Genomic DNA, 25,736 nt, shown 5'->3' on the forward strand with positions numbered 1-25,736 from the left:
CTAGTCGTCTTTCGAACGCGAAGCGACGGCCTGCGCGATGAGCGCGTTCATGTCGGCTGCACGCTCGGTGGTGCGGTCGAACAGGAAGTGCAGCGTGGGCACGGTGTGGATATGCAGGCGCTTGAACAGGCCGTTGCGCAGGAATCCCGCGGCCTGGTTCAACGCCTCGGTGGTCTCGTCCACGTCGCCCGTGAGCAGGCTGAAGAAGACCTTCGCATGCGCATAGTCCGGCGTGACCTCGACCGCCTGGATCGTGACCATGCCCACGCGCGGATCCTTCAACTCGCGCGCAATCAGCTCCGTCAGATCGCGCTGGATCTGGTCGGCAACCTTGAACGCGCGGTTGGGGGCGGCGGCTTTTCTTTTCGGCATGGACTCTCTCGCTTCGAACGCTTACAGCGTCCGGGCGATTTCCTTGATTTCGAAGAACTCGAGCTGATCGCCTTCCTTGATGTCGTTGTAGTTCTTGAGTTTGATACCGCACTCAAAACCTTCGCGGACTTCGCGGACATCGTCCTTCATGCGCTTGATCGAGTCGACTTCGCCGGTGTAGATCACCACGTTGTCGCGAAGCAGGCGGAAGTGCGCACTGCGGTTGACCGAGCCCGATGTGATGTACGAACCCGCGACCGTACCGATCTTCGAGGCCACGAACACCGTGCGGATCTCGGCCGAGCCGATGATTTCCTCACGGCGCTCCGGCGCCAGCATGCCCGACATCGCGACCTTGATCTCGTCCACGGCGTCGTAAATGATGCTGTAGTAGTTCAGCTGCACGCCGTTGCCTTCGGCCAGCTTGCGCGCACCGGCATCGGCACGCACGTTGAAGCCGATCACGACCGCCTTGGAGGCGATGGCGAGGTTGATGTCGCTTTCGCTGATACCACCCACGCCCGCGTACACCACCTGCACCTTGACCTCGTCCGTCGCCAGCTTGAGCAGCGATTGCGCCAGCGCTTCCTGCGAGCCCTGCACGTCGGCCTTGATGATGATGCGCAGCGTCTGCACTTCGCCGGCCGACAGGTCGGTGAACATGTTCTGCAGGTTCGCGGCTTGCGCCTTCGCCAGCTTGGTGTTGCGGAACTTGCCGGCACGGTAGGTGGCGATTTCGCGCGCACGGCGCTCGTCGCTCATCACCATGAACTCGTCGCCCGCCTGCGGCACTTCGGTCAGGCCCTGGATCTCGACCGGGATCGAGGGGCCCGCGGCCTTGGTCGACTTGCCGTCTTCGTCCAGCATGGCGCGAACGCGGCCGTAAGTCGAGCCGGCCAGCACCACGTCGCCGGTCTTGAGCGTGCCGGACTGCACCAGCACGGTGGCGACCGGGCCGCGGCCCTTGTCGAGCTGGGCTTCGATGACCAGGCCCTTGGCGGCGGCATCCACCGGCGCCTTGAGTTCCAGCACTTCGGCCTGCAGCAGCACCTGCTCGAGCAGGTCGTCGATGCCCTGGCCCGTCTTGGCGGACACCGGGACAAACGGCACGTCGCCGCCGTACTCTTCGGGCACGACCTCTTCGGCCACCAGTTCCTGCTTCACACGGTCCGGGCTGGCATCGGGCTTGTCAATCTTGTTGATCGCAACCACGATCGGCACACCTGCCGCCTTCGCGTGCTTGATGGCTTCCTTGGTCTGGGGCATGACGCCGTCGTCGGCCGCCACCACCAGGATCACGATGTCGGTGGCCTGCGCACCGCGGGCACGCATGGCCGTGAAGGCCTCGTGACCCGGGGTGTCGAGGAAGGACACCATACCGCGTTCGGTTTGCACGTGGTACGCGCCGATGTGCTGCGTGATGCCGCCGGCTTCGCCCGCGGCGACCTTGGCGCGGCGGATGTAGTCGAGCAGCGAGGTCTTGCCGTGGTCGACGTGGCCCATGACGGTCACGACCGGTGCGCGCGGCAGGGCTTCGGCTGTTTGCGCCGACACGTCCTCGTCGGTGAAGGCTTCCGGGTCGTCCAGCGCGGCAACCACGGCGTTGTGACCCATGTCCTCCACGATGATCATCGCGGTGTCCTGATCGAGCGACTGGTTGATGGTCGCCATCATGCCAAGCTTCATCAGCTGCTTGATGACTTCCTGCGCCTTGACGGCCATCTTGTGCGCGAGCTCGGCCACGGTGATGGTTTCGGGCACGTGCACTTCGAGCACGCGTGCCTCGACCGGTGCGGCCGGTGCGTGCTGCTCGTCATGACCGCCACGGTCGTTGCCGCGACGCCCACGCGGGCCTCCGCGCCAATTGCCGCGACCGACGCCGCCGCTGGCATCACCGCGGGTCTTGATTTCCTTCTTCTTGGCGGGATCGCCAGCCCAGCTCGACGAGAGCTTCGCTGACTTGACTTCCTTGCCGGCACCGGCAGCGCCGGGTGCCGCTGCAGCGCCGGGCGCGGCAGGCGCGCCTGGGCGCGCTGCGGGTGCAGCCGGCTTGTGCAGCGTGCCCTTGACCGCGGCCTTCTCGGGCTGCGGCTTCTCGGGCGCCTTGTGCGGCACCAGCACGCGGGCCGGTGCATTCATCATGGCGCGGATGGCTTCGGCTTCGGCGAGGGCCTTGCGGCGCCGCTCGTCGAGGTCCTTGGCGCGCGCAGCTTCCTCGTCGGCACGGGCCTTCGATTCGGCCGCAGCCTTGGCCTTCGCGTCTTCCTTGGCCTGCATCGCAGCGGTCTGCGCGGCGAGCTTGGTGTCGGCAGCCTGTTGCTCCGCGGCGGCRGCAGCAACATCAGCCGCTGTCGCTGCGGGCGCTGGCGCCACGGCCGGCGCGGCGGCTGACCTGGCGGCAGCGTTCACTGCCGCGGCCTCCGCGATGGCGGCAGCCTTCTTTTCGGCGGCGATACGAGCGGCTTCCTGCTCGGCTTGTTCGGCGCGTTCGGCTTTTTCAGCCTGTTCGCGTTCACGTGCTTCGGTTTCTTCACGCAGGCGACGCTTTTCGGCCAGCTCTTCTTCCTGGCGGCGGATCAGCTCGGCCTGGCGGCGCGCTTCTTCCTCGCGGCGGGCCAGTTCGGCTTCGTCTACGCGGGGTGCGGCCGGTGCGGCTGCCGGGGCTTCGGCGGCCTGCTGCGCGTGTTCGGGCGTGGCCGGATGGCCATCCTCGCGCTGGATGAAGGTGCGCTTCTTCCGCACCTCCACCTGGATGGTGCGGGCGCGGCCGGTAGCGTCGGCCTGCTTGATCTCGCTGGTCGATTTCTTGGTCAGCGTGATCTTCTTGCGCTCGGGCTCGACAGTGCCATGGCTGGCCTTCAGATGGCCGAGCAGGCGCTGCTTGTCAGCCTCGGTGAGTGCATCGGTGGCGGCCGCTTTGGGCACGCCTGCGCTCTTGAGCTGGTCAAGCAAGGTTTCGGGAGTCTTCTTGAGCTCGTTCGCGAACTCGGCGACAGTGGTACTGGACATATTGGTTTCGTGCCTCCATGACCGTCACTCTTGGCCGGCGAACCAGTGTTCGCGGGCTTTCAAGATGAGGGCTTTGGCGTCATCGGCGCTCTGGCCGGTGATCTCGGTGAGTTCATCGACCGCGAGGTCGGCAAGGTCGTCACGGGTGTTCACACCCGCTTCGGTCAGCTTGGGAATCAGCTCGGGGTCCAGGCCTTCGAGATCGTGCAGGTCTTGCGACACTGCCGATTGGGGCTCGACACCCTCTTCCTTGGCGATTTCCATTGTCAGCAGCGCATCCTTGGCACGCGAGCGCAGCTCATTGATGGTGTCTTCGTCGAAGGCCTCGATCTCCAGCATTTCTGAGATCGGCACGTAGGCCACCTCTTCGAGGCTGTTGAAGCCTTCGGAAATGAGGATGTCGGCGATCTCTTCGTCGACGTCGAGCTTTTCCATGAAGAGCTTACGGCTGGCGTCGGTTTCGCTCGCCTGCTTCTGGGCCGACTCGTTGGCGTCCATGATGTTGATCTTCCAACCGGTGAGGTCGGAAGCCAGGCGCACGTTCTGGCCGCCGCGGCCAATGGCGATCGCGAGGTTTTCCTCGTCGACCACCACGTCCATGGCGTGCTTTTCTTCGTCCACAACGATGGACGACACGTTGGCCGGGGCCAGCGCACCGATCACGAACTGGGCCGGGTCTTCGCTCCACAACACGATGTCCACGCGCTCGCCGGCGAGCTCGTTGGTCACGGCGTTGACGCGGGTACCGCGCACGCCGACGCAGGTGCCGATCGGATCGACGCGCTTGTCGTGCGAGAGCACGGCGATCTTGGCGCGCGAACCGGGGTCGCGAGCACAGCTCTTGATTTCGAGCAGGCCTTGTTCGATCTCGGGCACTTCCTGGCGGAACAGCTCGATCATGAACTCGGGGGCCGAGCGCGAAAGAATGATGGGCGCGCCGCGCAGCGTCAGGTCAACTTCCATGATCATGGCGCGCACGCGGTCGCCATTGCGCAGATTTTCCTTGGCGATCATCTCGCTGCGGCGCAGGCGGCCTTCGACGCGGCCTGCCTCGACGATGATGTCGCCCTTGTCCAGGCGCTTGACGGTGCCCACGAAGATCTTGTCGCCGCGCGACATGAAGTCGTTGAGCAGCATCTCGCGCTCGGCATCGCGAATCTTCTGCAGGATGACCTGCTTGGCGGCCATGGCGCCGATGCGGCCGATCGGCACCGAGTCCACCGCTTCTTCGATGTACTCGCCGACTTCGATGTCCGACATTTCTTCCTTGGCTTCGAACAGGAGGATTTCCTGGTCGGGCAGCTGCAGGCCGGCCTCGTCGGGCACGACATGCCAACGGCGGAAGGTCTCGTAGTCGCCGCTGTCGCGATCGACCGCGACGCGGATGTCCACGTCGCCCTGATGGAGCTTCTTGGTGGCTTGCGCCAGTGCGGATTCGACCGCGCCGAAGACGACGTCACGCTCGACGTTCTTCTCGCGCGAGATCGCATCCACCAACATCAACATTTCGCGATTCATGCCACCACTCCTCTGGTCAGTCCGGAACCTGCGTTCCGTCGTCAATATCCGAAAAACCCGGTTGGGTTTTGGCCTTGCGGCCCTTGAAATCCACAATGGGCGCGAGCCGCGCGTCGCGCAGCTCGTCCAGCACGAAGCCCAGCGCCTGCAGCGTTGCGGGCGCGCGCTTCTTGCTCACTTTTTGACCTGGCTTGGGCTCCGGCGCATCGCTCCAGACGATTTGCCAGCCCTGGGCGCCAGCGGCACCCTCTACCTTTGCGACCCGCTCCAGCGTGCCGCGAAACTTCTTGCGGTTGGCCGACACCTGGCCCGCCGCTGCCGCGCCCATGGGCGCCTTGAGCGTGATGTCGATCACCTCGCCCACGAAACGCTCGAAATCCTGCTCATTGCGCAGCGGACGGTCAATACCCGGCGAGGACACCTCGAGCCGCTTGTAATCGACACCATCGACCTCGAGCGCGAATTGCAATTGGCGCGTCACCTTCTCGCAGTCCTCAACCGTCACGAAGGGCTCGGGCACACCGGCAGCCACGGCTTCGGAGGTGGGGGCCGTCCAGGGCAAATCAATCGTCACGCGCAGCAATCCCCCGGCCGAGCGCTCGATCTCGACCAGGTCATAGCCGAGACCGGCCACGGTTTGTTCCACTATTTGCTGCAATGCCACGTGTTCGAATGCGCCTTTTGAGTAACTGGATTCATGCCACCCGCCCGCCACGGATGCCAAATCGCCATGAGCTCAGCCATGAATGCTCAGCCCAGAATGCATAGACCAAAAAAAACGGGCGGTTGGTACCCGCCCGTTTGGTCGTGAGCCTCGAATTATATGCTATTTGTGCAATATATGAAGGGGCTTTGCCCCTCAATCGGCTATTGCGCGACGCGATTTAGACCAAACCAACGCAAACAGGACCGCACCGAGTGCCAGCGCCGCCGCCGCGACGAGCAGCGGCAACTGAAAAGACCCGGTTCGCTGGGCCAGCGGCGCCGCAAACAGCGGCCCGATGATCTGCCCTACCCCATAGGAAGCCGTTGCATAGCCGATCAGCCCGGCCGCCGCATTGCCTCGCAGACGACGGGCATCCCGCATGGCGAAAAGCGTGATGGCGGTGAACGGCATGCCCAGCAGCAGGCTGCCGAGCGCAAATCCGGCGATGCTCGGCCACGCCACCGACAGAACGACACCGAGCGCCTGCAGCGCGTAGGCGCCAGCCAGCAGCAGCCGATTGTCCCAATGCGTTGGCGCGCGGGCTCCGATCAACGCCCCCGGAATGATGGCCAGCCCGAACAGCGGCCAGAAGAAATCGGGCCAGGGCGACCCCGGCAGCGCCTGCCGGGCGATCACCGGCAGGAAGGTGGCAGTGATGATGTAGCCAAAACCGGCCAGGCCATAGAGCGCGACCAGCCAGATGGCGTCGCTGCGGTCGGCCGCCGATCCGGCTTCGCGGGCCGCGGCAGCAGGCGCCGGCGCAGCCCCGCCGCCGACCGGTGCCCGCTCGCCGTCGTCGAAAACCCGCCAGATCACCGCGACCAGCACGATTGCCAGGATGCCCAGGCCGATCCACCCCGCCTCGGAACCCCAGCGCCCCAGCACCCCGCCGAGCAGGCCGGTCATGGCGATGCCGATGCCCGGCCCGGTGTAGATCACCCCGGCCAGCGTTGGCGCGTTCGTTTCCGACAGGCGGCGCAACCCCCAGCCCGAGGCAAAGACAAAAACCCAGGCGCTCATCACGCCCGCCGCCGTACGCAGCACGCCCCAGCTGGTAAAGCTGTGCAGCAACCCCATGCCGATCAGCAGGGCCGCCGTGGCCGCCAATCCGCCGCGCACCATGCTCGAAGCCTTGATGCCGATGGCCGCGCAGCTCAGCGCGCCGAGGAAATAACCCAGGTAGTTGAGCGACGCCAGCACCCCGCCCGCCGCGAGCTCCAGTTTTCCCTCGTGCAGCATGATGGGCAGCATGGGCGTGAAGGCGAAGCGCCCCAGGCCCATCGCCACCGCAAGGGTGACCATGCAGGCCAGCGCCGCGCGCCAGGCGCCGCGCCGGTCGCGTCCGATTTCCGACATTTCCTGCAATCTCCGTTTATTCCAGCAGCGCGGCGGCCACCAGCTTTTTTGTGTAGGGGTGATCGGGCGCGTCGAGCACTCGCTCGACCGGCCCGGTTTCGAGAATGGCACCGTCCTTCATCACGATGACGTGGTGCGCCATGGCACGGATCACCTCCACGTCGTGCGTGATCAGCAGATAGCTCAGCCCCCGCTCGCGCTGCAGGCGCTGCAGCAGGCTCAGCACCTGCTTCTGGATCGTCACGTCGAGCGCGCTGGTCGGCTCGTCGAGCACCAACAGTTGCGGATCGACGATCAGCGCGCGGGCGATCGCCAGGCGCTGCCGCTGGCCGCCCGAGAACTCGTGCGGATAGCGGTCGAGCAGCGAGGGGAACTGGGCCTCCGTCAGCCCGACGTCGGCCAGTGCGGCGAGCGCGCGGGCGCGGCGCGCTCCGATGTCGAGTTCGGGTGCATGCACGCGCAACCCCTCGCCCACGATCTGCTCCACCGTCATGCGCGGCGACAGCGAAGAGAACGGGTCCTGGAACACTACCTGCATGACGCGGCGCAAGCCGAGATCGGAGGCGCGATCGACCGCCCAGCCCTTGCCCGCGACCTCCAGTGCACCCTGGTGCTTCAAGAGCCCCAGCGCCGCCAGCGCAAGCGTCGACTTGCCTGAACCCGATTCACCCACCACGCCCAGCGTCTCGCCCGGCACGATGCGGAAATCCGCGCCCTGCACCGCCACGAACTCGCCCTTTCGGAACCAGCCGGCGATGCCGGGCCTCGGCACAGGGTAGATCACGCGCAGGGCCTTCGCCTCTATCACGGGCGTTGCGTCGGCACGCGCGGCAACGGCCGCCACATTGCGCTGCGGATGGCTGTCGATCAGCTTGCGCGTATAGGGATGCTGCGGGGCATCGAACACCGGCGCCACGGCGCCATGCTCGACGACGTGGCCGTTCTCCATGACCACCACGCGATCGGCGAAACGACGCACCAGGTTCAGGTCGTGCGTGATGAGCAGCACGGCCATGCCGTACTTGCGCTGCAGATCGGCCAGCAGTTCCAGGATCTGCGCGCGCACCGTGACGTCGAGCGCGGTGGTCGGTTCGTCGGCCAGCAGCAGGCGCGGCTTGCAGGCGAGCGCCATCGCGATCATCGCGCGCTGGCGCTGGCCGCCCGAGAGTTGGTGCGGAAACGCCCTCGCCCGCCGCGCCGGCTCGGGAATACCGGTATCGGCCAGCAACTGGACAGCGGCCGCCTGCGCGGCGCGAGCCGACAGACTCTCATGCAGTTCGAGCACCTCCGCGATCTGGTCGCCGACGCTGTAGAGTGCATTCAGCGCGGTCATCGGCTCCTGGAAGATCATTGCGATCTCCTTGCCGCGGATGCCGCGCAGTTGGCGCTCCGGAATCGACAGCAGGTCGCGCACGCCTTGCGGCGCTGCGCCACCGAAGAGCCTTGCGACGCCGGTGACATCGGCGTTCTGCACCAGCCGCAGCAGCGACAGCGCCGTGACCGTCTTGCCCGAGCCCGACTCGCCGACCAGCGCGAGCTTTTCGCCGGCGGCCATCTGGAAGTCGATGCCGTGCACGACCTCCTTGCCGCCGAACGCGACACGCAGGCCTTTCACGTCCAGCAGGGCCTGCTTGAGTTGCGGATCGTTCATCATTTGTCGGCCTTGCGCGGATCGAGTGCGTCGCGCAGCGCGTCGCCCATGAATGTCAGCAGCATCAGGGTGACGACTAGCACGCCGAAGGTCGATATCGAGATCCACCAGGCATCGATGTTGGCCTTGCCCTGGCTGAGCAGCTCGCCGAGCGACGGCGTGCCCGGCGGCACGCCCAAGCCCAGGAAGTCGAGCGAGGTCAGCGCCAGGATGGCCGCGCTCATGCGAAACGGCAGGAAAGTGACGACCGGCACCATGCTGTTGGGCAGGATGTGGCGCCACATGATCTGCAGGTTGCCGACGCCCAGAGCGCGCGCGGCGCGCACATAGTCCATCTGGCGGTTGCGCAGGAACTCCGCGCGCACGTAGTCGGCCAGGCCCATCCAGCCGAACAGGCTCAGCAGGATGAGCAGCAGTGCCACGCTGGGAGCGAAGATCGCGCTGAAGATGATCAGCAGGTACAACTCCGGCATGGAGCCCCAGATTTCGATGAAACGCTGGAACGCGAGATCGGTCTTGCCGGCGAAATAACCCTGCACGGCACCGGCGACCACGCCCAGCACCGTGCCGATGGCGGTGAGCGCCAGGCCGAACAGCACGCTCACGCGGAAACCATAGATGAGCTGCGCCAGCAAGTCGCGGCCTCGGTCATCGGTGCCGAAGAAGTTCTCGGCCGATGGCACCGCCGGATTTGGCTGCGACGCAAAGTAGTTCAATGTGCGTGGACCGTAGCGGTTTGGCGCGTAGATCGCCCAGTTGGAGCCATCGGTGATGCGCTTGCGGATGAAGGGATCGAGGTAGTCGGCAGGCGTCTCGAAGTCGCCACCGAAGGTTTTCTCGGAATAGTCGCGCAGCACGGGGAAATAGGTCTGGCCCTCGTAGCGAACAACCAGCGGCTTGTCGGTCGACAGGACTTCGGCGAACAGACTCAGCACGACAAGGATCGAGAAAACGACCAGGCTCCAGAACCCCAGCGGATTGCGGCGAAAGCGGCGCCAGGCACGACGACCCGGGCTCACGGAAACAACAGTGGCGCTAATCAAACTTGACCCTCGGATCGACCCAGACGTAGCAGAGATCTGAAATCAGCTTGGTGACCAGACCGATCAGCGTGAACAGATAGAGCGTGCCCAGCACGACCGGATAGTCGCGCCGGATCACGCTCTCGTAGCTCAGCAGGCCCAGCCCGTCGAGCGTGAATAGCGTCTCGATCAACAGCGAGCCCGTAAAGAATGCGCCGATGAAGGCCGACGGAAAGCCCGTGATGATCGGGATCAGCGCATTCCGGAACACGTGCTTCCAGAGCACCTGTCGCTCCGACAGGCCCTTGGCGCGCGCCGTCAGCACGTATTGCTTGCGAATCTCTTCGAGGAAGGAATTCTTCGTCAACATTGCAGTGACCGCAAAGCTGCCGAGCACCATCGAGGTCACGGGCAACGCGATGTGCCAGAGATAGTCGACGATGCGTGCGCCCCAGTTCATGCTCTCCCAGTTGGGTGAGGTGAGCCCGCGCAGGGGAAACCATTGCAGTTGCCCGCCGAAGATCACGAGCAGCGCCACGCCCAGCACGAAACCCGGGATGGCATAACCGATCAGCACGATCAACGTGGTGACGAAGTCGAAACGCGATCCGGCGCGCACCGCCTTGGCCACACCCAGTGGCACCGCGATCAGGTAGCTGATGAAGAAGGTCCAGAGCCCGAGGCTGATCGACACCGGCATCTTCTCCTTCACGAGCTGCCACACGTCCTTGCGCTGATAGAAGCTGGTGCCCAGATCGAAGCGCGCGAACGACTTCAGCATGGTCCACAGGCGCTCGTGCGCGGGCTTGTCGAAGCCGTAGAGCTTCTTGATCTCCTCGATGCGCTGCGCGTCGAGGCCCTGCCGGCCGCGGTATCCAGCACCGCTCGAAGCAGCACGCTCGCCGCCCGAGTCGCGCCCCTGCAATTGCGCCACCATCTGCTCGACCGGACCACCCGGCACGAACTGGATCACGCCGAAGGTGATGATGAGCACGCCCAGCAGCGTCGGGATCATCAGCAGCAGGCGCTTGAGGATGTAGCTGAACATTCGGCTTTTTGGTTCCGTGTGGCGGGGCTACTTGTTGGCGGGCGACGCCCACCACGTGGAAAGCGCCCAGTCGCCGACATCGTAGTACGGCGGAATGGTCGGCGGCAGCCCGAACGGCGCCGGTCGGTAGCCGACCAGGAAAGCGCTGCCGTAATACTGGGGAATGGAGTAATAGCCATGGGACAGCACACGGTCGAGCACGCGCATCGCCGTGGCCAGCTCGGGTCGCGTGGTAGCGGCGAGCACCTTGCCGATCACTGCATCGACGGCAGAATCCGCAATACCCCAGACATTGGCCGAACCCGGTGTTTCGGCAGATTTCGCCCCGAACAGCTCGAGCAGTTCACCTCCCGGCGCTGTATTGCCGGGCAAGCGCGACGACGTCATCTCGAAGTCGAAGGTTTGCACACGCTGCTGCGCCAATGAAAAGTCGACCGTGCGAAACGTCATCTCGATGCCGAGCTTGCGCAGCGTGGCCTGCAGGGGCGTCACGACGCGGATCAGGCCCGGCTGGTCGTTCAGGAACTCGATGGTGAAGGCCTCGCCCTTCGCGTTGCGCAACGCGCCATCGCGATAGGTCCATCCGGCTTGCTCCAGCAGCGCACGAGCCCGGCGCAGGTTCTCGCGCAGGCTGCCCGGCGGCGCGGTGCTCGGCGGGATCGGGGCCGCCCCAAACACTTCGGGCTTGAGCTTGCCGCGCAGCGGCTCCATGAGCGCCAGCTCATCCGGCTTGGGCAGTCCTTCGGCGTGGAACTCACTGTTGGGGAAGTAGCCCTGCACGCGGGTGTAGATGCCATAGAACAGCTGTTTGTTGAGCCATTCGAAGTCGAACGCGAGGCCGATGGCCTGACGCACGCGCGGGTCCTTGAACTTGTCCTTGCGGATATTGAAGACGTAGCCCTGAAAGTCGCCTGGATTGTGGTTCTCGAAGGCACGCTTGACGATCTCGCCGCTGTCGAACTGCTTGCCCTTGTATTGGCGCGCCCAGTTGCGCGAAGTGAATTCGCGCATGAAATCGAATTCGCCCGCCTTCAGGCCCTCGAAGCGCGCGGTCTCGTCGAGGTAGACCTTGTAGGTCACGCGATCGAAGTTGTAGAGGCCCTTGCGCACGGGCAGGTCGGCGCCCCAATAGTCGGCGCGGCGCACATAGGTGATATCGCGCCCCATGCGATCGCTGGCAGGTTTGTAGGGGCCCGAGCCGATGGGGACCTCGGTGATGATCTGGTCGAAAGGCTTGCCGCCACCCCAGTTGCGGCTGAACACCGCCATGCCGCCGACGACCAACGGCAACTCGCGGTTGGGGCTCGCGAAATCGAAGCGCACCGTGCGATCGCCGATGGCCGTGGCCTTTTTTACCTCTGCGTAGATGGTGCGGTATTGCGGCGAGGCGAGCGGGCCATTCAGTGTGTTGAACGAATACACCACGTCGGCCGCAAGCACCGAGGAGCCGTCGTTGAAGCGTGCCTTGGGATTGATGCGAAACGTGGCCGAGAGCCGGTCCGGTGCCACCTCGACGTCCTCGGCCAGAAGTCCGTAGGCGGTCGTCGGTTCTTCGGAATTGCCCGTCAGCAGACTTTCGATCATCAAGGACCCGACGCCCGAGGGCGAGGTCCCACGCAGCGTAAAGGGATTGAACTTATCGAAGTTGGTGGGCCGGGTGGGCGGCACCAGCCGCATTTCGCCGCCCTTGGGAGCGTCGGGGTTCACATAGTCGAAGTGAGTGAAACCCGGGGGATATTTGATGTCGCCAAATTGGGCGTACGCATGCGCGGCCCACGAGGGAGCCGCCGAGAGAGCCAACACAACCGGAAGCAGCCAACCTCGCATGCGAGAATTCTGCCCAAGATTTTCACGAGGCAACTTCATGGGCTTTCTTTCCGGCAAAAAACTGTTGATCACCGGCGTGTTGAGCAATCGCTCCATTGCATATGGCATTGCCAAGGCCTGCCATGAGCAGGGCGCGGAACTCGCCTTCAGCTATGTCGGCGAGCGATTCAAGGACCGTATCACCGAATATGCCGCAGACTTCGGCTCGAAGCTGATTTTCGATTGCGACGTGGGCGACGACGCGCAGATCGACAAGCTCTTCGCCGACCTCGCACAGACCTGGCCGAAGTTCGACGGCTTCGTGCACAGCATCGGCTTCGCGCCGCGCGAGTCCATCGCGGGCGACTTCCTCGACGGGCTCTCGCGCGAAGGCTTCAAGATCGCGCACGACATCAGTGCGTACAGCTTTCCGGCCATGGCCAAGTCGGCCCTGCCCTACCTCAACGACAAGTCGGCCCTGCTCACGCTGACCTACCTGGGCGCCGAACGCGCGCTGCCCAACTACAACACCATGGGCCTGGCCAAGGCCTCGCTCGAAGCCTCGGTGCGCTACACCGCCGCCTCGCTCGGCCCGAAGGGCATGCGCGTCAACGGTATCAGCGCGGGCCCCATCAAGACGCTGGCGGCCAGCGGGATCAAGGGCTTCGGCAAGATGCTGGCGGCGGTAGCCGACGCCTCGCCGATCCGCCGCAACGTGACCATCGAGGAAGTCGGCAACGTGGCCGCCTTCCTGCTGAGCGACCTGGCCAGCGGCGTGACTGCCGAGATCACCTATGTGGACGGCGGCTTCAGCAACGTCGTCGGAGGGATGGCCGAGTAGTCCTGCGCCAAACCCCGGCACGGCTGCCAAACGGCCGTGCTGCGCAACCCATTTCACACATCGTGCTGAATCGACGCTCCTTGCTGCTTGCCGTTTTCGGCGTGATCGTCGCGCCCTCCGCATTCGCGCGCGAGGCAGCGCCCTCGCTGATGCTGGCCGACGTCTACCGCCCCGGCATGTCGCTGAACGACTACTGGGTCAGCGAGAAGTACGACGGCGTGCGCGGCTACTGGGACGGCAAGCAGCTCTGGACGCGCGGCGGCGAGCGGATCACGGCGCCCGCATGGTTCACCGCCCCGCTGCCCAGGCAACCGCTCGACGGCGAGCTGTGGGCCGGACGCGGCCGCTTCGCCCATGCGATGTCGACAGTGCGCAGCCAGACGCCCAACGATGTCGCATGGCACGAGATGCGCTTCATGGTGTTCGACCTGCCCGCCCAGGGCGGCGACTTCACGACGCGGCTGGCCGCGCTGCGCAACCTGCTTCCCATCACCGACGCTCCCTGGGTGGTGCCGGTGCCGCAGCAGCGCGCGACCACGCATGCAGAGCTGCAGGCGCTGCTCGACAAGACAATCAAGATGGGCGGAGAGGGGTTGATGCTCCACCGCGGCAGTTCCCAGTACCGCGGAGAGCGCAACAGCGACCTGCTGAAGGTCAAGCCCTATGAAGACGCCGAGGCCCGCGTGATCGAGCACGTGGCCGGCAAGGGCCGGCACAGCGCCCGGCTCGGCGCACTGGTGGTCGAGACGTCAGACGGCAAGCGCTTCAAGCTCGGCACCGGACTGACCGATGCCGAACGGGAGAACCCACCCGCCATCGGCAGTTGGGTGACCTACCGCTACAACGGCACCACCGCCAAGGGCCTGCCCCGCTTCGCGCGCTTCATGCGCGTTCGCGAGGGCTGACCACCCCTCGAACGACTTCGGCCGCGGCCTACTTCGCTTCCTTGACGCAGTCCGCGTAGTAGCGCTTCTTGCCCGTCTCGTCGATGCGCGCCACGAGGCCGTGGATGTCGGTCTCGAAGCCCGGGCACTGCGTATTGAACTCGCGCGAGAACTTGAGGTAGTCGACGATCTTCTTGTTGAACACTTCGCCAGGAATCAGCAGCGGAATGCCCGGCGGGTACGGCGTGATCAAGCTGGTGGTGATTCGGCCTTCGAGCTCGTCGATCTCCACGCGCTCGGTCTTGCGGTGCGCGATGTGGGCGAAGGCGTCGCTGGGCTTCATGGCCGGCGTCAGGTCGCTCAGGTACATCTCGGTCGTGAGGCGCGCCACGTCGAAACGCGCGTACAGCTGGTGGATGTGCTGGCACAGGTCGCGCAGGCCGAGGCGTTCGTAGCCCGGGTGCTGCTGGCAGAACTCGGGCAGGATGCGCCACATCGGCTGGTTGCGCGCGTAGTCGTCCTTGAACTGCTGCAACGCCGTGAGCAACGTGTTCCAGCGGCCCTTGGTGATGCCGATGGTGAACATGATGAAGAAGCTGTAGAGGCCCGTCTTCTCCACGATCACACCGTGCTCGGCGAGGAACTTGGTCACCACGCTCGCGGGAATGCCGGTCTCGGCGAAGTTGCCTTCGAGGTCGAGGCCCGGCGTGACGATGGTCGACTTGATCGGGTCGAGCATGTTGAAGCCGTCGGCCAGCTCGCCGAATCCGTGCCAGTTGCGCGGCGACTTCTTGTTCTTCGGCTTGCCGCTCTTCTCCCCCTGCATGATCCAGTCTTCTGCGCGGCCGATGCCCTCGTCGACGAGCTTCTCGGGACCCCAGACCTTGAACCACCACTCGTCCTTGCCGAACTCTTCTTCCACCTTGCGCATGGCGCGGCGGAAGTCCAGCGCTTCGAGGATGCTCTCTTCCACCAGCGCGGTGCCACCGGGCGGCTCCATCATGGCGGCGGCCACGTCGCAACTCGCGATGATCGCGTACTGCGGGCTGGTCGACGAGTGCATCAGGTAGGCCTCGTTGAACAAGTCGCGGTCAAGCTGGCGGTTTTGCGAGTCCTGCACCAGCACGTGGCTGGCCTGGCTGATGCCGGCCAGCAGCTTGTGGGTGGATTGCGTAGCGAACACCAGCGATTCCTTCGGCCGCACGCGGCGCTTGCCCATCGCGTGGTAGGCACCATAGAACGGATGGAAGGCCGCGTGCGGCAGCCACGCTTCGTCGAAATGCAGCGTGTCGACGTAGCCGTCGAGCATGTTCTTGATGGTCTCGGTGTTGTAGATCACGCCGTCGTAGGTCGATTGCGTGAGCGTCATCACGCGCGGCTTGACCTTGTCGGCGTCCACGTCGGCCAGCAGCGGATTGGCCTTGATCTTGGCCTTGATGGCGCTCTGCTCGAACTCGCTCTTCGGAATGGGGCCGATAATGCCGAAGTGGTTGCGCGTGGGCTTCATGAACACCGGGATCGCGCCGGTCATGATGATCGCGTGCAGGATCGACTTGTGGCAGTTGCGGTCGACCACCACCACGTCGCCCGGGGCCACCGTGTGGTGCCACACCATCTTGTTGCTGGTGCTGGTGCCGTTGGTCACGAAGAAGCAGTGGTCGGCATTGAAGATGCGCGCCGCGTTGCGCTCGCTGGCCGCCACCGGGCCAGTGTGGTCGAGCAGCTGGCCGAGTTCTTCCACCGCGTTGCAGACGTCGGCGCGCAGCATGTTCTCGCCGAAGAACTGGTGAAACATCTGGCCCACCGGGCTCTTCAGGAACGCCACGCCGCCCGAGTGGCCCGGGCAGTGCCACGAGTAGGAGCCGTCTTCCGCGTAGTCGATGAGCGCCTTGAAGAACGGCGGCTGCACGCTCTCGAGGTAGCTCTTGGCCTCGCGGATGATGTGGCGCGCCACGAATTCCGGCGTGTCCTCGAACATGTGGATGAAGCCGTGCAGTTCGCGCAGGATGTCGTTCGGGATGTGGCGCGATGTCTTGGTCTCGCCGTAGATGTAGATCGGCACGTCGGCGTTCTTGCGCCGCACTTCGCCGATGAAGTTGCGCAGGTTCAGCACGGCCGGATCGAGGTCGGGGCCGATGGTGAATTCCTCGTCGTCGATCGACAGGATGAAGGCGCTGGCCCGGCTTTGCTGCTGTGCGAACTGGCTCAGGTCACCGTAGCTCGTGACGCCCAGCACCTCGAAGCCCTCCGTCTCGATGGCCTGCGCGAGCGCGCGGATGCCGAGGCCCGAGGTGTTCTCGGAGCGGAAGTCCTCGTCGATGATGACGATGGGAAAGCGGAATTTCATGAGCGGGGCTCCGGACAGGCAGACAGACAGGCAATGAGGCGAGGCGCGAAGTGTACGGAATTCGGATGACGGATCCCGTCAGCTTCCTGCAAGCCATTCGGGCCCGTCCGGCAAGGCCCATTTCTCCGGCTGAGGCGCAGTACCCCTACCCAGGGCAAGCGCTTGGGGCATATGCCTCAGAATGGCGCGCATCGAACAAGGAAAAGAGGAGTTGAAATGGCGAATTCCACCGTCTGGTGGCTGATTGCGGGGGCCGCCATCGTGGTCGAGTTGCTCTCGGGCACCGTCTACCTTTTGCTGCTGGCCGCAGGCTTTGCAGCCGCGGCGATCTCGGCGCACCTGGGCTTCGGCACCGTCACCCAGCTGATCGTGGCCTCGGTGATCGGCGTGGGGGCCGTGCTCACCTGGTACTCGATCCAGCGCAAGCGCCCTCCTGCCCCGCCCACCGAAGCCAACCGCGACGTGAACCTCGACATCGGCGAGAGCGTGCAGGTCGATGCGTGGAATGCCGATGGCACGGCGACCGTGCGCTACCGCGGCGCGCAGTGGACCGTGATCCAGCGCGCGGGCCGCACGCCGTCGACCGGAGAGCACCGGGTGGTCGAGGTGATCGGCAGCCGGCTGGTCGTCGACAAGGTCTAGTCACAGTCCATAGAACTCAGAAAAAGGAAGCGCACCATGGAATTTTCGGTCCCTCTCATCATCCTGGTCATCGCGATCATCTTCATCAGCCAGTCGGTCAAGTTCGTGCCGCAGCAGAACGCCTGGGTGCGCGAGCGCCTGGGCAAGTACCACGGCACCATGACGCCCGGCCCCAACTTCCTGATTCCGTTCATCGACCGGGTGGCCTACAAGCACAGCCTGAAGGAAATCCCGCTCGACGTGCCGAGCCAGATCTGCATCACGCGCGACAACACGCAGCTGCAGGTCGACGGCATCCTGTACTTCCAGGTGACCGATCCGATGCGCGCGAGCTACGGTTCGTCGAACTACATCGTGGCCGTGACGCAGCTTGCACAGACCTCGCTGCGCAGCGTGATCGGCAAGCTGGAGCTCGACAAGACCTTCGAGGAACGCGACGTCATCAACGCCCAGGTGGTGGCCGCGATCGACGAGGCCGCGCTCAACTGGGGTGTGAAGGTGCTGCGCTATGAAATCAAGGACCTGACGCCGCCGAAGGAAATCTTGCTGGCCATGCAGGCGCAGATCACGGCCGAGCGCGGCAAGCGCGCGCTGATTGCGGCCTCCGAAGGCCGCCGCCAGGAGCAGATCAACATCGCCACCGGCGAACGCGAGGCCTTCATCGCCCGCTCCGAGGGCGAAAAGCAGGCGCAGATCAATAACGCACAGGGTGAAGCCGCCGCGATCACCGCGGTGGCCACCGCAACGGCAGACGCCATCGAACGCGTGGCAGCGGCCATCCGCCAGCCCGGCGGCGAGCAGGCCGTGCAGCTCAAGGTGGCCGAGCGCGCCGTCGATGCCTACGGCAAGGTGGCGGCCGATTCCAAGACCACGCTGATCGTGCCGAGCAACATGACCGAGACCGCCGCGCTCATCGCTTCGGCGATGCGCATGGTCCAGGCAGGCAAGCCGTCGAATCCGGCCTGAACTGACTGCTACAATCGTGGGCTCAGGAGCGGTGGATGAGCGGTTTAAGTCGCACGCCTGGAAAGCGTGTGAGGGTTAATAGCCCTCCGCGGGTTCGAATCCCGCCTGCTCCGCCAGAGATCGATTGTTCGTAACCGTTCACGAACATCAGACAACGCAAGAAGCCCAAGTTGCCACAAGCACTTGGGCTTTTTTGTCGTCCGGCTCACCAAGCAGTGCGTTGCTTTGCAACAACTGGATATCACCTGCCGGATCCTTTCATCTGGCGCTACGATCCGAATGTTTTAGTTTCAAAGCCTGCAAAGGAGCCTCGATGGCTGGACAACGAAAAAACGCGCCGCGCGGCAGGACCCCACTGGACCGCACCCTGGAAAAAAGCGAGCAGGTGGCCGCCGACGTGCAGCGGGCATCGGACAACCTCGCCGTGGTGAACACGGTACTCGAACAGGAGTTGCCCGAAGAAGTGCAGGTCGGCGAAGTGGCACAGGCCATCGAGCACACGAGCCAGCTGGAAGAAAAGCTGGCCAAGTCCGCCGAGAAGCTGGCTGAGGTCAACGCCGCACTGAGCGAGGAGATCGAGAAGCGCCTCGAAGCGGCGGCGGAGCGCGACGAAAGCCAGGCGCTGGCCAAGAAGCTCAAGGCAGAGATCCGCGCCGACGGCGACGACTGACCCCGGATTCGGCCACCGGCACTCCGTCCGTATCCTTTCTCCTACGCCGCGGCAACGCCAGGCACGCTACGCTATTCGTTCTCAAAGCGAAACCACGGCATGGCCCTCATCACGTTCCTCGTCGAGGACAACAAGACCATCAGGGATAACCTGGTCCCGGCACTCGAGGATTTGGTCAATGGCCGTGTGGTCGGCTTCGCCGAAACCGAGACAGAGGCCCTTGCATGGCTCGAGGTGCATCCCGACGACTGGCAGCTCCTGATCGTCGACCTCTTCCTGAAGGAAGGTTCCGGCCTCGGCGTTCTGGGCGGCTGCAGGAACCGCAAGCCCAGCCAACGGGTGGTGGTGCTCAGCAACTACGTGACGGCCGACATACGCGCGCGTTGCATGGCTCTGGGTGCAGACGCGGTGTTCGACAAGTCGCGCGATCTCGACGCTTTCATCGAGTACTGCAACGCCAATCGCCCTTCGGGTCTTGCGCCGCTCTGAACCGCGCCTGAAGCAGCCATGAAAAAAGGGCCCGAGGGCCCTTTTCTCTTTTTGCGGACAACCGCGAAGGTTGCCGCTGCCGAAGCGAATCAGCGCACCACGGCGATCTGCGTGCGCGCACCACCCTTGTAGGTGTACAGCGTCAGGGCGCCGTTCTTGATGTCGCCCTTTTCGTCGAAGGCGATCGGGCCGGTCACGCCCTTGTATTGTGTCTTGCCGACTTCAGGCAGGTACTTGGCCGGGTCGGACGAGCCGGCCTTGACCATGGCTTCGGCCAGCACGTTGACCGCGTCGTACACGTACGGTGCGTAGATCTGCACTTCGACGCCGTTCTTGGTCTTGAACTTGGCCTTGAAGTCTTCCAGCGGCTGCTTGAAGTCGCCGTCCACGCCACCGGCTTCAGCGCACACCACCATTTCTTCGCCGATCGCATCGCCAGCCAGCTTCGGCAGTTCGCCGGTGCACAGGCCGTCGCCGCCCATGAACTTGACGTTCAGGCCGAGCTGCTTGACTTGCTTGAGCATCGGGCCGCCGACGGCGTCCATGCCGCCAAAGAACAGCACGTCGGGCTTGGCAGCCTTGAGCTTGGTCAGGATGGCGTTGAAGTCGGTCGACTTGTCGGTGGTGAACTCGTGGCCCACGATGGTGGCGCCAGCGGCCTTTGCCGACTTCTCGAACTCTTCGGCAACGCCTTGGCCATAGGCCGTGCGGTCGTCGATCACGGCGATGTTCTTGCCCTTGAGCGTTTCGACCGCGTACTTGCCCAGCGTGCCACCGAGCTGCGTGTCGTCGGCCACCACGCGGAACGTGGTCTTGAAGCCTTGGCGCGTGTACTTCGGATTGGTGGCCGAAGGCGAGATCTGCGGAATGCCGGCGTCGCTGTAGAGCTTCGAAGCGGGAATGGTGGTGCCCGAGTTCAGGTGACCCACCACGCCGTTGACCTTCTCGTCGACCAGCTTCTGGGCGACAGCGGTGCCCTGCTTCGGATCGCCAGCGTCGTCTTCGGCGACCAGTTCGAACTTGGCGACCTTGTCGCCGATCTTGAGGCCCTTTGCATTCAGGTCTTCGATGGCCATCTTGGCGCCGAACTCGTTGTCCTTGCCGAGGTGGGCAATGGGACCGCTCGTGGGCGCAACGTGGCCGATCTTGACGAGCAGGGTTTCTCCGGCAGGTGCAGCAGCCGGGGCCGCAGCCGTTGGCGCGGGCGCCGCAGCGGGAGCAGCAGCTTCTTCCTTCTTGCCGCAAGCCACCAGCGTGAGTGCAGCCAGTGCGACCGCAGTCCATTTCAATTGCATGAGAACCTCCAGAACTTGGATGAAAAGAATAATAAACCGGTCGTGTGATCCGGGCGCACAGACCTCGCAAGTTTCGCGCCGCGGACCAGCGGCACCCTCACGCCCTTCCGACCTGCGGCGCAGTTTAGCCGAGGATTCAGGCGCCGGAAGCTGGCGTAGACCCTGTGTTTTCGCTGAGTTCCGCGGCCATTGCCTCGATCACCAACGCACGCAGAACGGCTTCGATTTCATTGCGCAAACGCGGCACCATCGCGTCGAGCTGATGCTGAACGGCAGCTGACACGGTGTCGCTCAAACGCTCTTCCAGAGACAGGTCGACGCGCTGCAACACGCGGTGCAGCAACTGCTCTTCGAGGCTGACGATTTCCGCCTGCGAAAGCTGCACGGCCGGCGGCAATGCCATGACGCTCGCCGGGTCGGGTTGGAGCGCGGCCGCGGCCTGCGGCTCGGGACTCGCGGGCTCCGCCGGAACCTCGAGCACCGTGGTCAGCGTGGGAACGAACCGAGGCGGTGTGCGCAGCGTGCTGGCCATGTCAGGAACTCTTTGCGAAATCGTGTGGCTGGATGGTGTAGCCACGATCGGCATAGTGGCGCCAGCGCGAACGGCCGACCTGGCGATCGTTGGCCTCGTCGCTCACGATGTCGATCATGCGTTCATAGCGCTCGAAGCCTGCAGGCACTTCGAGTCCGAGATTCACCAGCATTTCGCGGTGCGGCAGCGAGGCCGCGTCGGCCCCCTCCGCCGAAAGAACGACGGGCGAACGCGCGACCACATGGGCCGGCGCATCGCCGCGGCAGTGCGCGACGAAGTCCACCGGCGACAGCTGCCAGAGCGCGGCGTCCATGGCATCGAGCGCAAGCGCATCGCCGACGACCACCACGCGCAGGCCGCGTGCATTCACGGCCTTGCGAACCAGCCGGCAGGCGTAGTTCAGCTTGTCGGGCGCGTTGTAGTGAAAGCCGATTTCCGTCACTTCGCCGACCTGGCCTTTTTGGCCGGAGCTGCGGGGGTTTTGGTTTTGCTGGCCTTGCCCGATCCGTCGCCGCCGTTTGCGCGGGTTGTCAGGTACGACACCAGCAGGCCCACCGGCCGGCCGGTCGAGCCCTTGGCCGCACCGCTCTTCCAGGCGGTGCCCGCGATGTCCAGGTGCGCCCAGGCGAAGTCGCCGGCAAAGCGCTGCAGGAACTTGGCGGCGGTGATGGCGCCGCCGGCGCGGCCGGCAATGTTGGCCACGTCGGCAAAGTTGCTCTTGAGGCCTTCGGCATAGTCGTCGTCCAGTGGCAGGCGCCAGCAGCGGTCCTGCGAGGCCTCGCCGGCAGCTTCGATCGCTGCGGCCAGCGTTTCGTCGCTGGTGAACAGACCGCTGCGCACGCCGCCGAGGGCCACCACGCAGGCGCCCGTCAGGGTCGCTATGTCGATCACGGCCGCCGGATCGAAGCGCTTGGCGTAGGTCAATGCGTCGCAAAGGATGAGCCGGCCCTCGGCATCGGTGTTGAGCACCTCGATGGTCTGGCCGCTCATGCTCGTCACCACGTCGCCCGGCTTCACGGCGCGACCGTCGTTCATGTTCTCGCACGAGGGAATGAGGCCGACGACGTTGATGGCGGGCTGGAGGTCGCCGAGCGCGCGGAAGGTGCCGAGCACACTTGCCGCGCCGCACATGTCGAACTTCATTTCGTCCATTTCGGCCGCGGGCTTGAGCGAGACACCGCCGGTATCGAAGGTGATGCCCTTGCCGACAAGCACCACGGGCGCCTCGTCCTTGGGCGCACCGTGGTAGCGCAGCACGATGAAGCGCAGCGGCTCCGCCGAACCTTGAGCCACGGCCGCGAAGGCACCCATGCCGAGCTTCTCGACTTCTTTCGGGCCCAGCACTTCGCACTTGATGTTCGGCAGCTTGGCCAGCCCCTTGGCGACCTCGGCCAGCAGCGTGGGCGTGGCATGGTTGGCCGGCCGGTTGCCCCATTCCTTGGCCAGTTCGATGCCCTGGACAGCGGCGCGGGCGGTGTCGAAGGCGCCGGTGACGACGGCGGCATCGGCCACGCCGACGATCAGCTGGCGGATGCTGCGGGGCTCGGCCTTCGACTTGGTGGTCGTGTAGACATAGCTGGCGTCGGCCGCCGCCGTGACGGCGCTCGCTACCGCCGCGCCGTCAGCGGGCTGCGCAAAGACGATGGCCACGCGCTTGGGCCCCTGGGCCTTGACCGCGTTGACCGCCGCGATCACCCCGCTGCGCACCGAGGCGGGCTTGCCGTCGCCGATGGCGGCGAGCACCACGCGGGACGCGACCACGTCTTCCGGACGGTAGAGCCCCAGCTGCTTGCCAGCCTTGTCGGGCAGGTCGCCGGCCTTGCGGGCACTGGCGGCGAGCACCGACAACGGGTCTTTGGAGGTGAGCGGAGCGCTGCCCACGAGCACGATCAGGACATCGGATTTCTCGGCTGCAGCCTGGGCGACGGTGAGGGTCTTGAGTTGAAAGTCCATAATCCTTTTTTTCCTCGAACGATGTTATTCCATTCTTCCCTACGCAAGGAGCTGTCCCGCAGCTTCGGAGCAACCCTCGTGGTCCTGGTCACCATCGTGATGACCATGATGCTCATCCGCACCCTGGGGCTCGCGTCCAAGGGCAGTGTGAACCCGCAGGAGGTGTTCCTGGTGATGACTTACACGGTGCTCGGCTACATGCCGACCATCCTGAGCCTGAGCCTGTTCATCGCCATCGTCGGCACCCTCTCGCGCATGTACCGCGACAGCGAGATGGTGATCTGGTTTTCCAGCGGGCGCGGCCTGATCGACTTCGTCAAGCCGCTGTTCCGCTTCGCCTGGCCAGTGCTGATCCTGATCGCGGTGATGGCGCTGGTGGGCTGGCCGTGGGCCAACTCGCAGACCATCGGCATGCGCAAGCAGTACGAGCAGCGCAGCGACATCGAGCGCGTGGCGCCGGGTGAGTTCCGCGAATCCGCCGGCCGGGTGCGCGTGTTCTTCATCGACAAGGAGACGGCGGACAACTCCAAGGCCACCAACGTCTTCATCTGGTCGATCGAGCGCAACATGCAGATCACGACCTCGGCGCGCAGCGGCAGCATCGAGAACATCGGCAATTCGCGCTACCTCTTGCTCAACAACGGACAGCGGCTCGAGCAGCCCATTGCCCAGACCGGCCTGAAGATCAGCGAATTCAAGACCTACGGCACCCGGGCTGGCGGCAACAACGGCCTGACCAACGACGCAACGCCGCCGCGCGCGCGCAACACGCTGTCCCTGCTGACCGATCCGAGCGACCCGAGCCGCGGCGAGCTGGCCTGGCGCATCGGGATGCTGCTGACGGCCGTCAACTTCGTGCTGCTGGCGCTGAATGTGTCGAGCGCCAACCCGCGCGTCGGCCGCAGCGGCAACCTGCTACTGGCGCTGTTCGCTTTCGTCGTCTACTACAACATGCTCAACCTGGGGCAGAGCTGGATCAGTTCAGGCAAATACAGCCTGGGTGGCTTCATGGTGCTGCTGCATGGCGGCGTGCTGCTGATCAACCTGGCATGGCTCGGCATACGCCAGAACAACTGGGGACGGCCGGGCAAGCCACGTCCGTCCGCCGCCGCGCTGCCTACACCCAAGATCGAACCCACGTGAAAACGATAAGACGCCTGATCTACGTGGAGGTGCTGAAGGCCGTGGCGTTCGTGACGCTCGGCTTTCTGAGCCTCTTTTTCTTCTTCGACTTCGTCGACGAACTGCAATCCATCGGCAAGCCGGACAGCCTCAACTACGGGCCGGCGCAGGCGCTGGTCTACGTGACGCTGCTGATTCCGAGCCACCTCTACGAACTGCTGCCGATCACGGTGCTGATCGGCTCCATCTTCGTGATGGCCCGGCTGGCGCAGAGCTCCGAATACACGATCCTGCGCACCAGCGGCCTGGGGCCCTGGCGTGCGCTGCGCACCCTGCTGCTGCTGGGCATCGGTTTCGTCATGCTGACCTTTGCCATCGGCGACTATGTCGCACCGGCGTCGGAGCGCACGGGCCAGCTGCTCAAGGCCAAATACCAGGGCGTCTATTCCCTGGCCGGCAACACGGGCGCCTGGCTCAAGGAAAAACGGGGCAATGTGTCGTTCGCAGTGAACGTGCTGTCGATCGACCGCAAGGGCGCGCTGAAGAGCCCGCGCATCTTCGAGTTCGATGACAACGGCTACATAAGCACCCAGATCGTCGCGGGCTCGGCCCGCATCGACAACGGGCACTGGATGCTCACCGACGTCGAAGAGCAGAAGTACGACACGCGCAGCTCGGCCGACCAGGCCCGCATTGCCACGACCAGGATTCCGCAGCTGAACTGGCCCACCACGCTGACCGCCGAAATGGTGTCGGTCGCGCTCCTGCGCCCCGACCGCATGGGCACGATCGACCTGTTCGACTACATCCGCCACCTCGACGCCAACGGCCAGACCGCGCAGCGCTACGAGATCGAGTTCTGGCGCAAGGTGTTCTATCCGCTCTCGTGCCTGGTGATGGTGGTGCTCGCCCTGCCCTTCGCCTATCTGCACTTCCGCCAGGCCGGCATCACCACCTACGTGTTCGGCGGCGTGATGATCGGCATCAGCTTCTTCCTGCTGAACAACGTGTTCGGCTATCTCGGCAACCTGAGCAACTGGTCGCCATGGCTCACGGCGGCGGCACCGGGAATGATCTATTCGGTGATGTCGTTGACGGCCTTCAGCTGGCTGGTGCTGCGACGATGACCCAGGGCATCGTCCTGCTGGCGCATGGTTCGCGCGACGAGCGCTGGCGCCAGCCCATCGAGGCCGTGGCCGAGCGCGTGTGCAGGAACGAGCCCCGCGCCCGCGTAGCCTGCGCCTACATGGAACTGGCAACGCCCGACCTGCCCACGGCGACAGCGGCGCTGATTGCCGGCGGCGCCACCGCCATCCGCGTGGTCCCGCTGTTCCTCGGCATGGGCAAGCACGCGCGCGAAGACCTGCCGCACCAGCTCGAGGCGCTGCGCCAGCGCTGGCCCGACGTTGGCTTCTCGCTCGCCCGCATCGTTGGCGAGGAGCCCGAACTGGTCGATCTCCTGGCCAGAATTGCGGTCAAATCCTGAACATCCGGCAATTTCGATAGA

Annotated in this window: 23 protein-coding genes and 1 tRNA gene; 10 read left to right on the forward strand and 14 right to left on the reverse strand. The window is 64.8% G+C overall.

Annotated elements, in window-relative coordinates; all coding sequences use genetic code 11:
- The 9 genes from rbfA to AC1DFC_RS14090 all read right to left on the reverse strand — a co-directional run bounded on the left by rbfA (window position 1) and on the right by AC1DFC_RS14090 (window position 12,389).
- Window positions 1-372 (reverse strand): 30S ribosome-binding factor RbfA, encoded by a 372-nt coding sequence (gene rbfA / locus AC1DFC_RS14050; protein ID WP_007832256.1) that lies wholly within the window; start codon window positions 370-372, stop codon window positions 1-3.
- A gap of 21 nt (window positions 373-393) precedes the next feature.
- Window positions 394-3,381: a translation initiation factor IF-2 gene (gene infB, locus AC1DFC_RS14055; RefSeq protein WP_007832258.1), complete on the reverse strand. Its 2,988-nt coding sequence runs from the start codon at window positions 3,379-3,381 to the stop codon at window positions 394-396.
- Window positions 3,382-3,405: 24 nt separating this feature from the next.
- Entirely contained in the window at window positions 3,406-4,899 is a 1,494-nt protein-coding gene (gene nusA, locus AC1DFC_RS14060) for a transcription termination factor NusA (protein WP_056596656.1), read from the reverse strand.
- Between the two features lie 16 nt (window positions 4,900-4,915).
- Window positions 4,916-5,563 carry a ribosome maturation factor RimP gene (gene rimP / locus AC1DFC_RS14065; RefSeq protein WP_042673195.1) on the reverse strand — a complete coding sequence of 216 codons (648 nt, stop codon included), beginning with the start codon at window positions 5,561-5,563 and terminating at the stop codon, window positions 4,916-4,918.
- Window positions 5,564-5,758: 195 nt separating this feature from the next.
- Window positions 5,759-6,961 (reverse strand): YbfB/YjiJ family MFS transporter, encoded by a 1,203-nt coding sequence (locus AC1DFC_RS14070; protein ID WP_007832268.1) that lies wholly within the window; start codon window positions 6,959-6,961, stop codon window positions 5,759-5,761.
- Window positions 6,962-6,977: 16 nt separating this feature from the next.
- Window positions 6,978-8,615 carry an ABC transporter ATP-binding protein gene (locus AC1DFC_RS14075; protein ID WP_478179450.1) on the reverse strand — a complete coding sequence of 546 codons (1,638 nt, stop codon included), beginning with the start codon at window positions 8,613-8,615 and terminating at the stop codon, window positions 6,978-6,980.
- Window positions 8,612-9,655 carry an ABC transporter permease gene (locus tag AC1DFC_RS14080; protein ID WP_413331584.1) on the reverse strand — a complete coding sequence of 348 codons (1,044 nt, stop codon included), beginning with the start codon at window positions 9,653-9,655 and terminating at the stop codon, window positions 8,612-8,614. The genes AC1DFC_RS14075 and AC1DFC_RS14080 overlap by 4 nt, the downstream gene beginning before the upstream one ends.
- Window positions 9,648-10,682, reverse strand: a complete 1,035-nt coding sequence (locus AC1DFC_RS14085; RefSeq protein WP_413311690.1) for a microcin C ABC transporter permease YejB — start codon at window positions 10,680-10,682, stop codon at window positions 9,648-9,650. The genes AC1DFC_RS14080 and AC1DFC_RS14085 overlap by 8 nt, the downstream gene beginning before the upstream one ends.
- Window positions 10,683-10,709: 27 nt before the next feature.
- Window positions 10,710-12,389, reverse strand: coding sequence for an extracellular solute-binding protein (locus AC1DFC_RS14090; protein ID WP_478179451.1), 1,680 nt, complete (start codon window positions 12,387-12,389; stop codon window positions 10,710-10,712).
- 157 nt (window positions 12,390-12,546) lie between these two features.
- Here AC1DFC_RS14090 and fabI point away from each other — a divergent pair, with 157 nt between their 5' ends.
- Both fabI and AC1DFC_RS14100 read left to right on the forward strand, forming a co-directional pair.
- A complete protein-coding gene (fabI, locus tag AC1DFC_RS14095) occupies window positions 12,547-13,329 on the forward strand; it encodes an enoyl-ACP reductase FabI (RefSeq protein ID WP_130424770.1) in 783 nt (260 codons plus the stop codon).
- Window positions 13,330-13,391: 62 nt separating this feature from the next.
- On the forward strand, window positions 13,392-14,234 hold the full coding sequence (locus tag AC1DFC_RS14100) for a DNA ligase (RefSeq protein WP_478179452.1): 843 nt from the start codon (window positions 13,392-13,394) through the stop codon (window positions 14,232-14,234).
- A 28-nt stretch (window positions 14,235-14,262) separates the two neighbouring features.
- On the opposite strand, the gene AC1DFC_RS14105 is transcribed toward AC1DFC_RS14100, so the two are convergent.
- Window positions 14,263-16,560: an Orn/Lys/Arg family decarboxylase gene (locus AC1DFC_RS14105; RefSeq protein ID WP_413311685.1), complete on the reverse strand. Its 2,298-nt coding sequence runs from the start codon at window positions 16,558-16,560 to the stop codon at window positions 14,263-14,265.
- A 216-nt stretch (window positions 16,561-16,776) separates the two neighbouring features.
- Between AC1DFC_RS14105 and AC1DFC_RS14110 the strand changes: the two genes are divergently transcribed.
- The 5 genes from AC1DFC_RS14110 to AC1DFC_RS14130 all read left to right on the forward strand — a co-directional run bounded on the left by AC1DFC_RS14110 (window position 16,777) and on the right by AC1DFC_RS14130 (window position 19,327).
- Entirely contained in the window at window positions 16,777-17,202 is a 426-nt protein-coding gene (locus AC1DFC_RS14110; RefSeq protein ID WP_413331582.1) for an NfeD family protein, read from the forward strand.
- A gap of 36 nt (window positions 17,203-17,238) precedes the next feature.
- Window positions 17,239-18,168: an SPFH domain-containing protein gene (locus AC1DFC_RS14115; protein ID WP_007832284.1), complete on the forward strand. Its 930-nt coding sequence runs from the start codon at window positions 17,239-17,241 to the stop codon at window positions 18,166-18,168.
- Window positions 18,169-18,193: 25 nt separating this feature from the next.
- Window positions 18,194-18,284 (forward strand) — tRNA-Ser (locus AC1DFC_RS14120).
- Between the two features lie 197 nt (window positions 18,285-18,481).
- Window positions 18,482-18,838, forward strand: a complete 357-nt coding sequence (locus tag AC1DFC_RS14125) for a hypothetical protein (RefSeq protein ID WP_007832285.1) — start codon at window positions 18,482-18,484, stop codon at window positions 18,836-18,838.
- 99 nt (window positions 18,839-18,937) lie between these two features.
- Window positions 18,938-19,327 carry a response regulator gene (locus tag AC1DFC_RS14130; protein ID WP_007832286.1) on the forward strand — a complete coding sequence of 130 codons (390 nt, stop codon included), beginning with the start codon at window positions 18,938-18,940 and terminating at the stop codon, window positions 19,325-19,327.
- 89 nt (window positions 19,328-19,416) lie between these two features.
- Here the strand turns inward: AC1DFC_RS14130 and AC1DFC_RS14135 are convergent, their stop codons facing one another.
- The 4 genes from AC1DFC_RS14135 to AC1DFC_RS14150 all read right to left on the reverse strand — a co-directional run bounded on the left by AC1DFC_RS14135 (window position 19,417) and on the right by AC1DFC_RS14150 (window position 23,107).
- Window positions 19,417-20,622: a branched-chain amino acid ABC transporter substrate-binding protein gene (locus tag AC1DFC_RS14135; RefSeq protein WP_007832287.1), complete on the reverse strand. Its 1,206-nt coding sequence runs from the start codon at window positions 20,620-20,622 to the stop codon at window positions 19,417-19,419.
- A 136-nt stretch (window positions 20,623-20,758) separates the two neighbouring features.
- Entirely contained in the window at window positions 20,759-21,154 is a 396-nt protein-coding gene (locus AC1DFC_RS14140) for a hypothetical protein (protein ID WP_007832288.1), read from the reverse strand.
- Window position 21,155: 1 nt separating this feature from the next.
- The gene (locus AC1DFC_RS14145; RefSeq protein WP_007832289.1) at window positions 21,156-21,596 is read right to left on the reverse strand and encodes a DNA polymerase III subunit chi; all 441 of its coding nucleotides are present in this window, start codon (window positions 21,594-21,596) and stop codon (window positions 21,156-21,158) included.
- Entirely contained in the window at window positions 21,593-23,107 is a 1,515-nt protein-coding gene (locus tag AC1DFC_RS14150) for a leucyl aminopeptidase (RefSeq protein WP_413331581.1), read from the reverse strand. The genes AC1DFC_RS14145 and AC1DFC_RS14150 overlap by 4 nt, the downstream gene beginning before the upstream one ends.
- Window positions 23,108-23,128: 21 nt before the next feature.
- Here AC1DFC_RS14150 and lptF point away from each other — a divergent pair, with 21 nt between their 5' ends.
- Genes lptF through AC1DFC_RS14165 form a run of 3 tightly spaced genes read left to right on the forward strand, consistent with a single transcriptional unit; the run spans window position 23,129 to window position 25,715 of the window.
- A complete protein-coding gene (gene lptF, locus AC1DFC_RS14155) occupies window positions 23,129-24,250 on the forward strand; it encodes an LPS export ABC transporter permease LptF (RefSeq protein ID WP_007832293.1) in 1,122 nt (373 codons plus the stop codon).
- Window positions 24,247-25,356, forward strand: coding sequence for an LPS export ABC transporter permease LptG (lptG, locus tag AC1DFC_RS14160; RefSeq protein WP_413331580.1), 1,110 nt, complete (start codon window positions 24,247-24,249; stop codon window positions 25,354-25,356). The genes lptF and lptG overlap by 4 nt, the downstream gene beginning before the upstream one ends.
- The gene (locus tag AC1DFC_RS14165) at window positions 25,353-25,715 is read left to right on the forward strand and encodes a sirohydrochlorin chelatase (protein ID WP_007832296.1); all 363 of its coding nucleotides are present in this window, start codon (window positions 25,353-25,355) and stop codon (window positions 25,713-25,715) included. The genes lptG and AC1DFC_RS14165 overlap by 4 nt, the downstream gene beginning before the upstream one ends.
- Window positions 25,716-25,736: the final 21 nt, after the last annotated feature.

The organism is Variovorax sp. 10L421 (assembly GCF_056395365.1).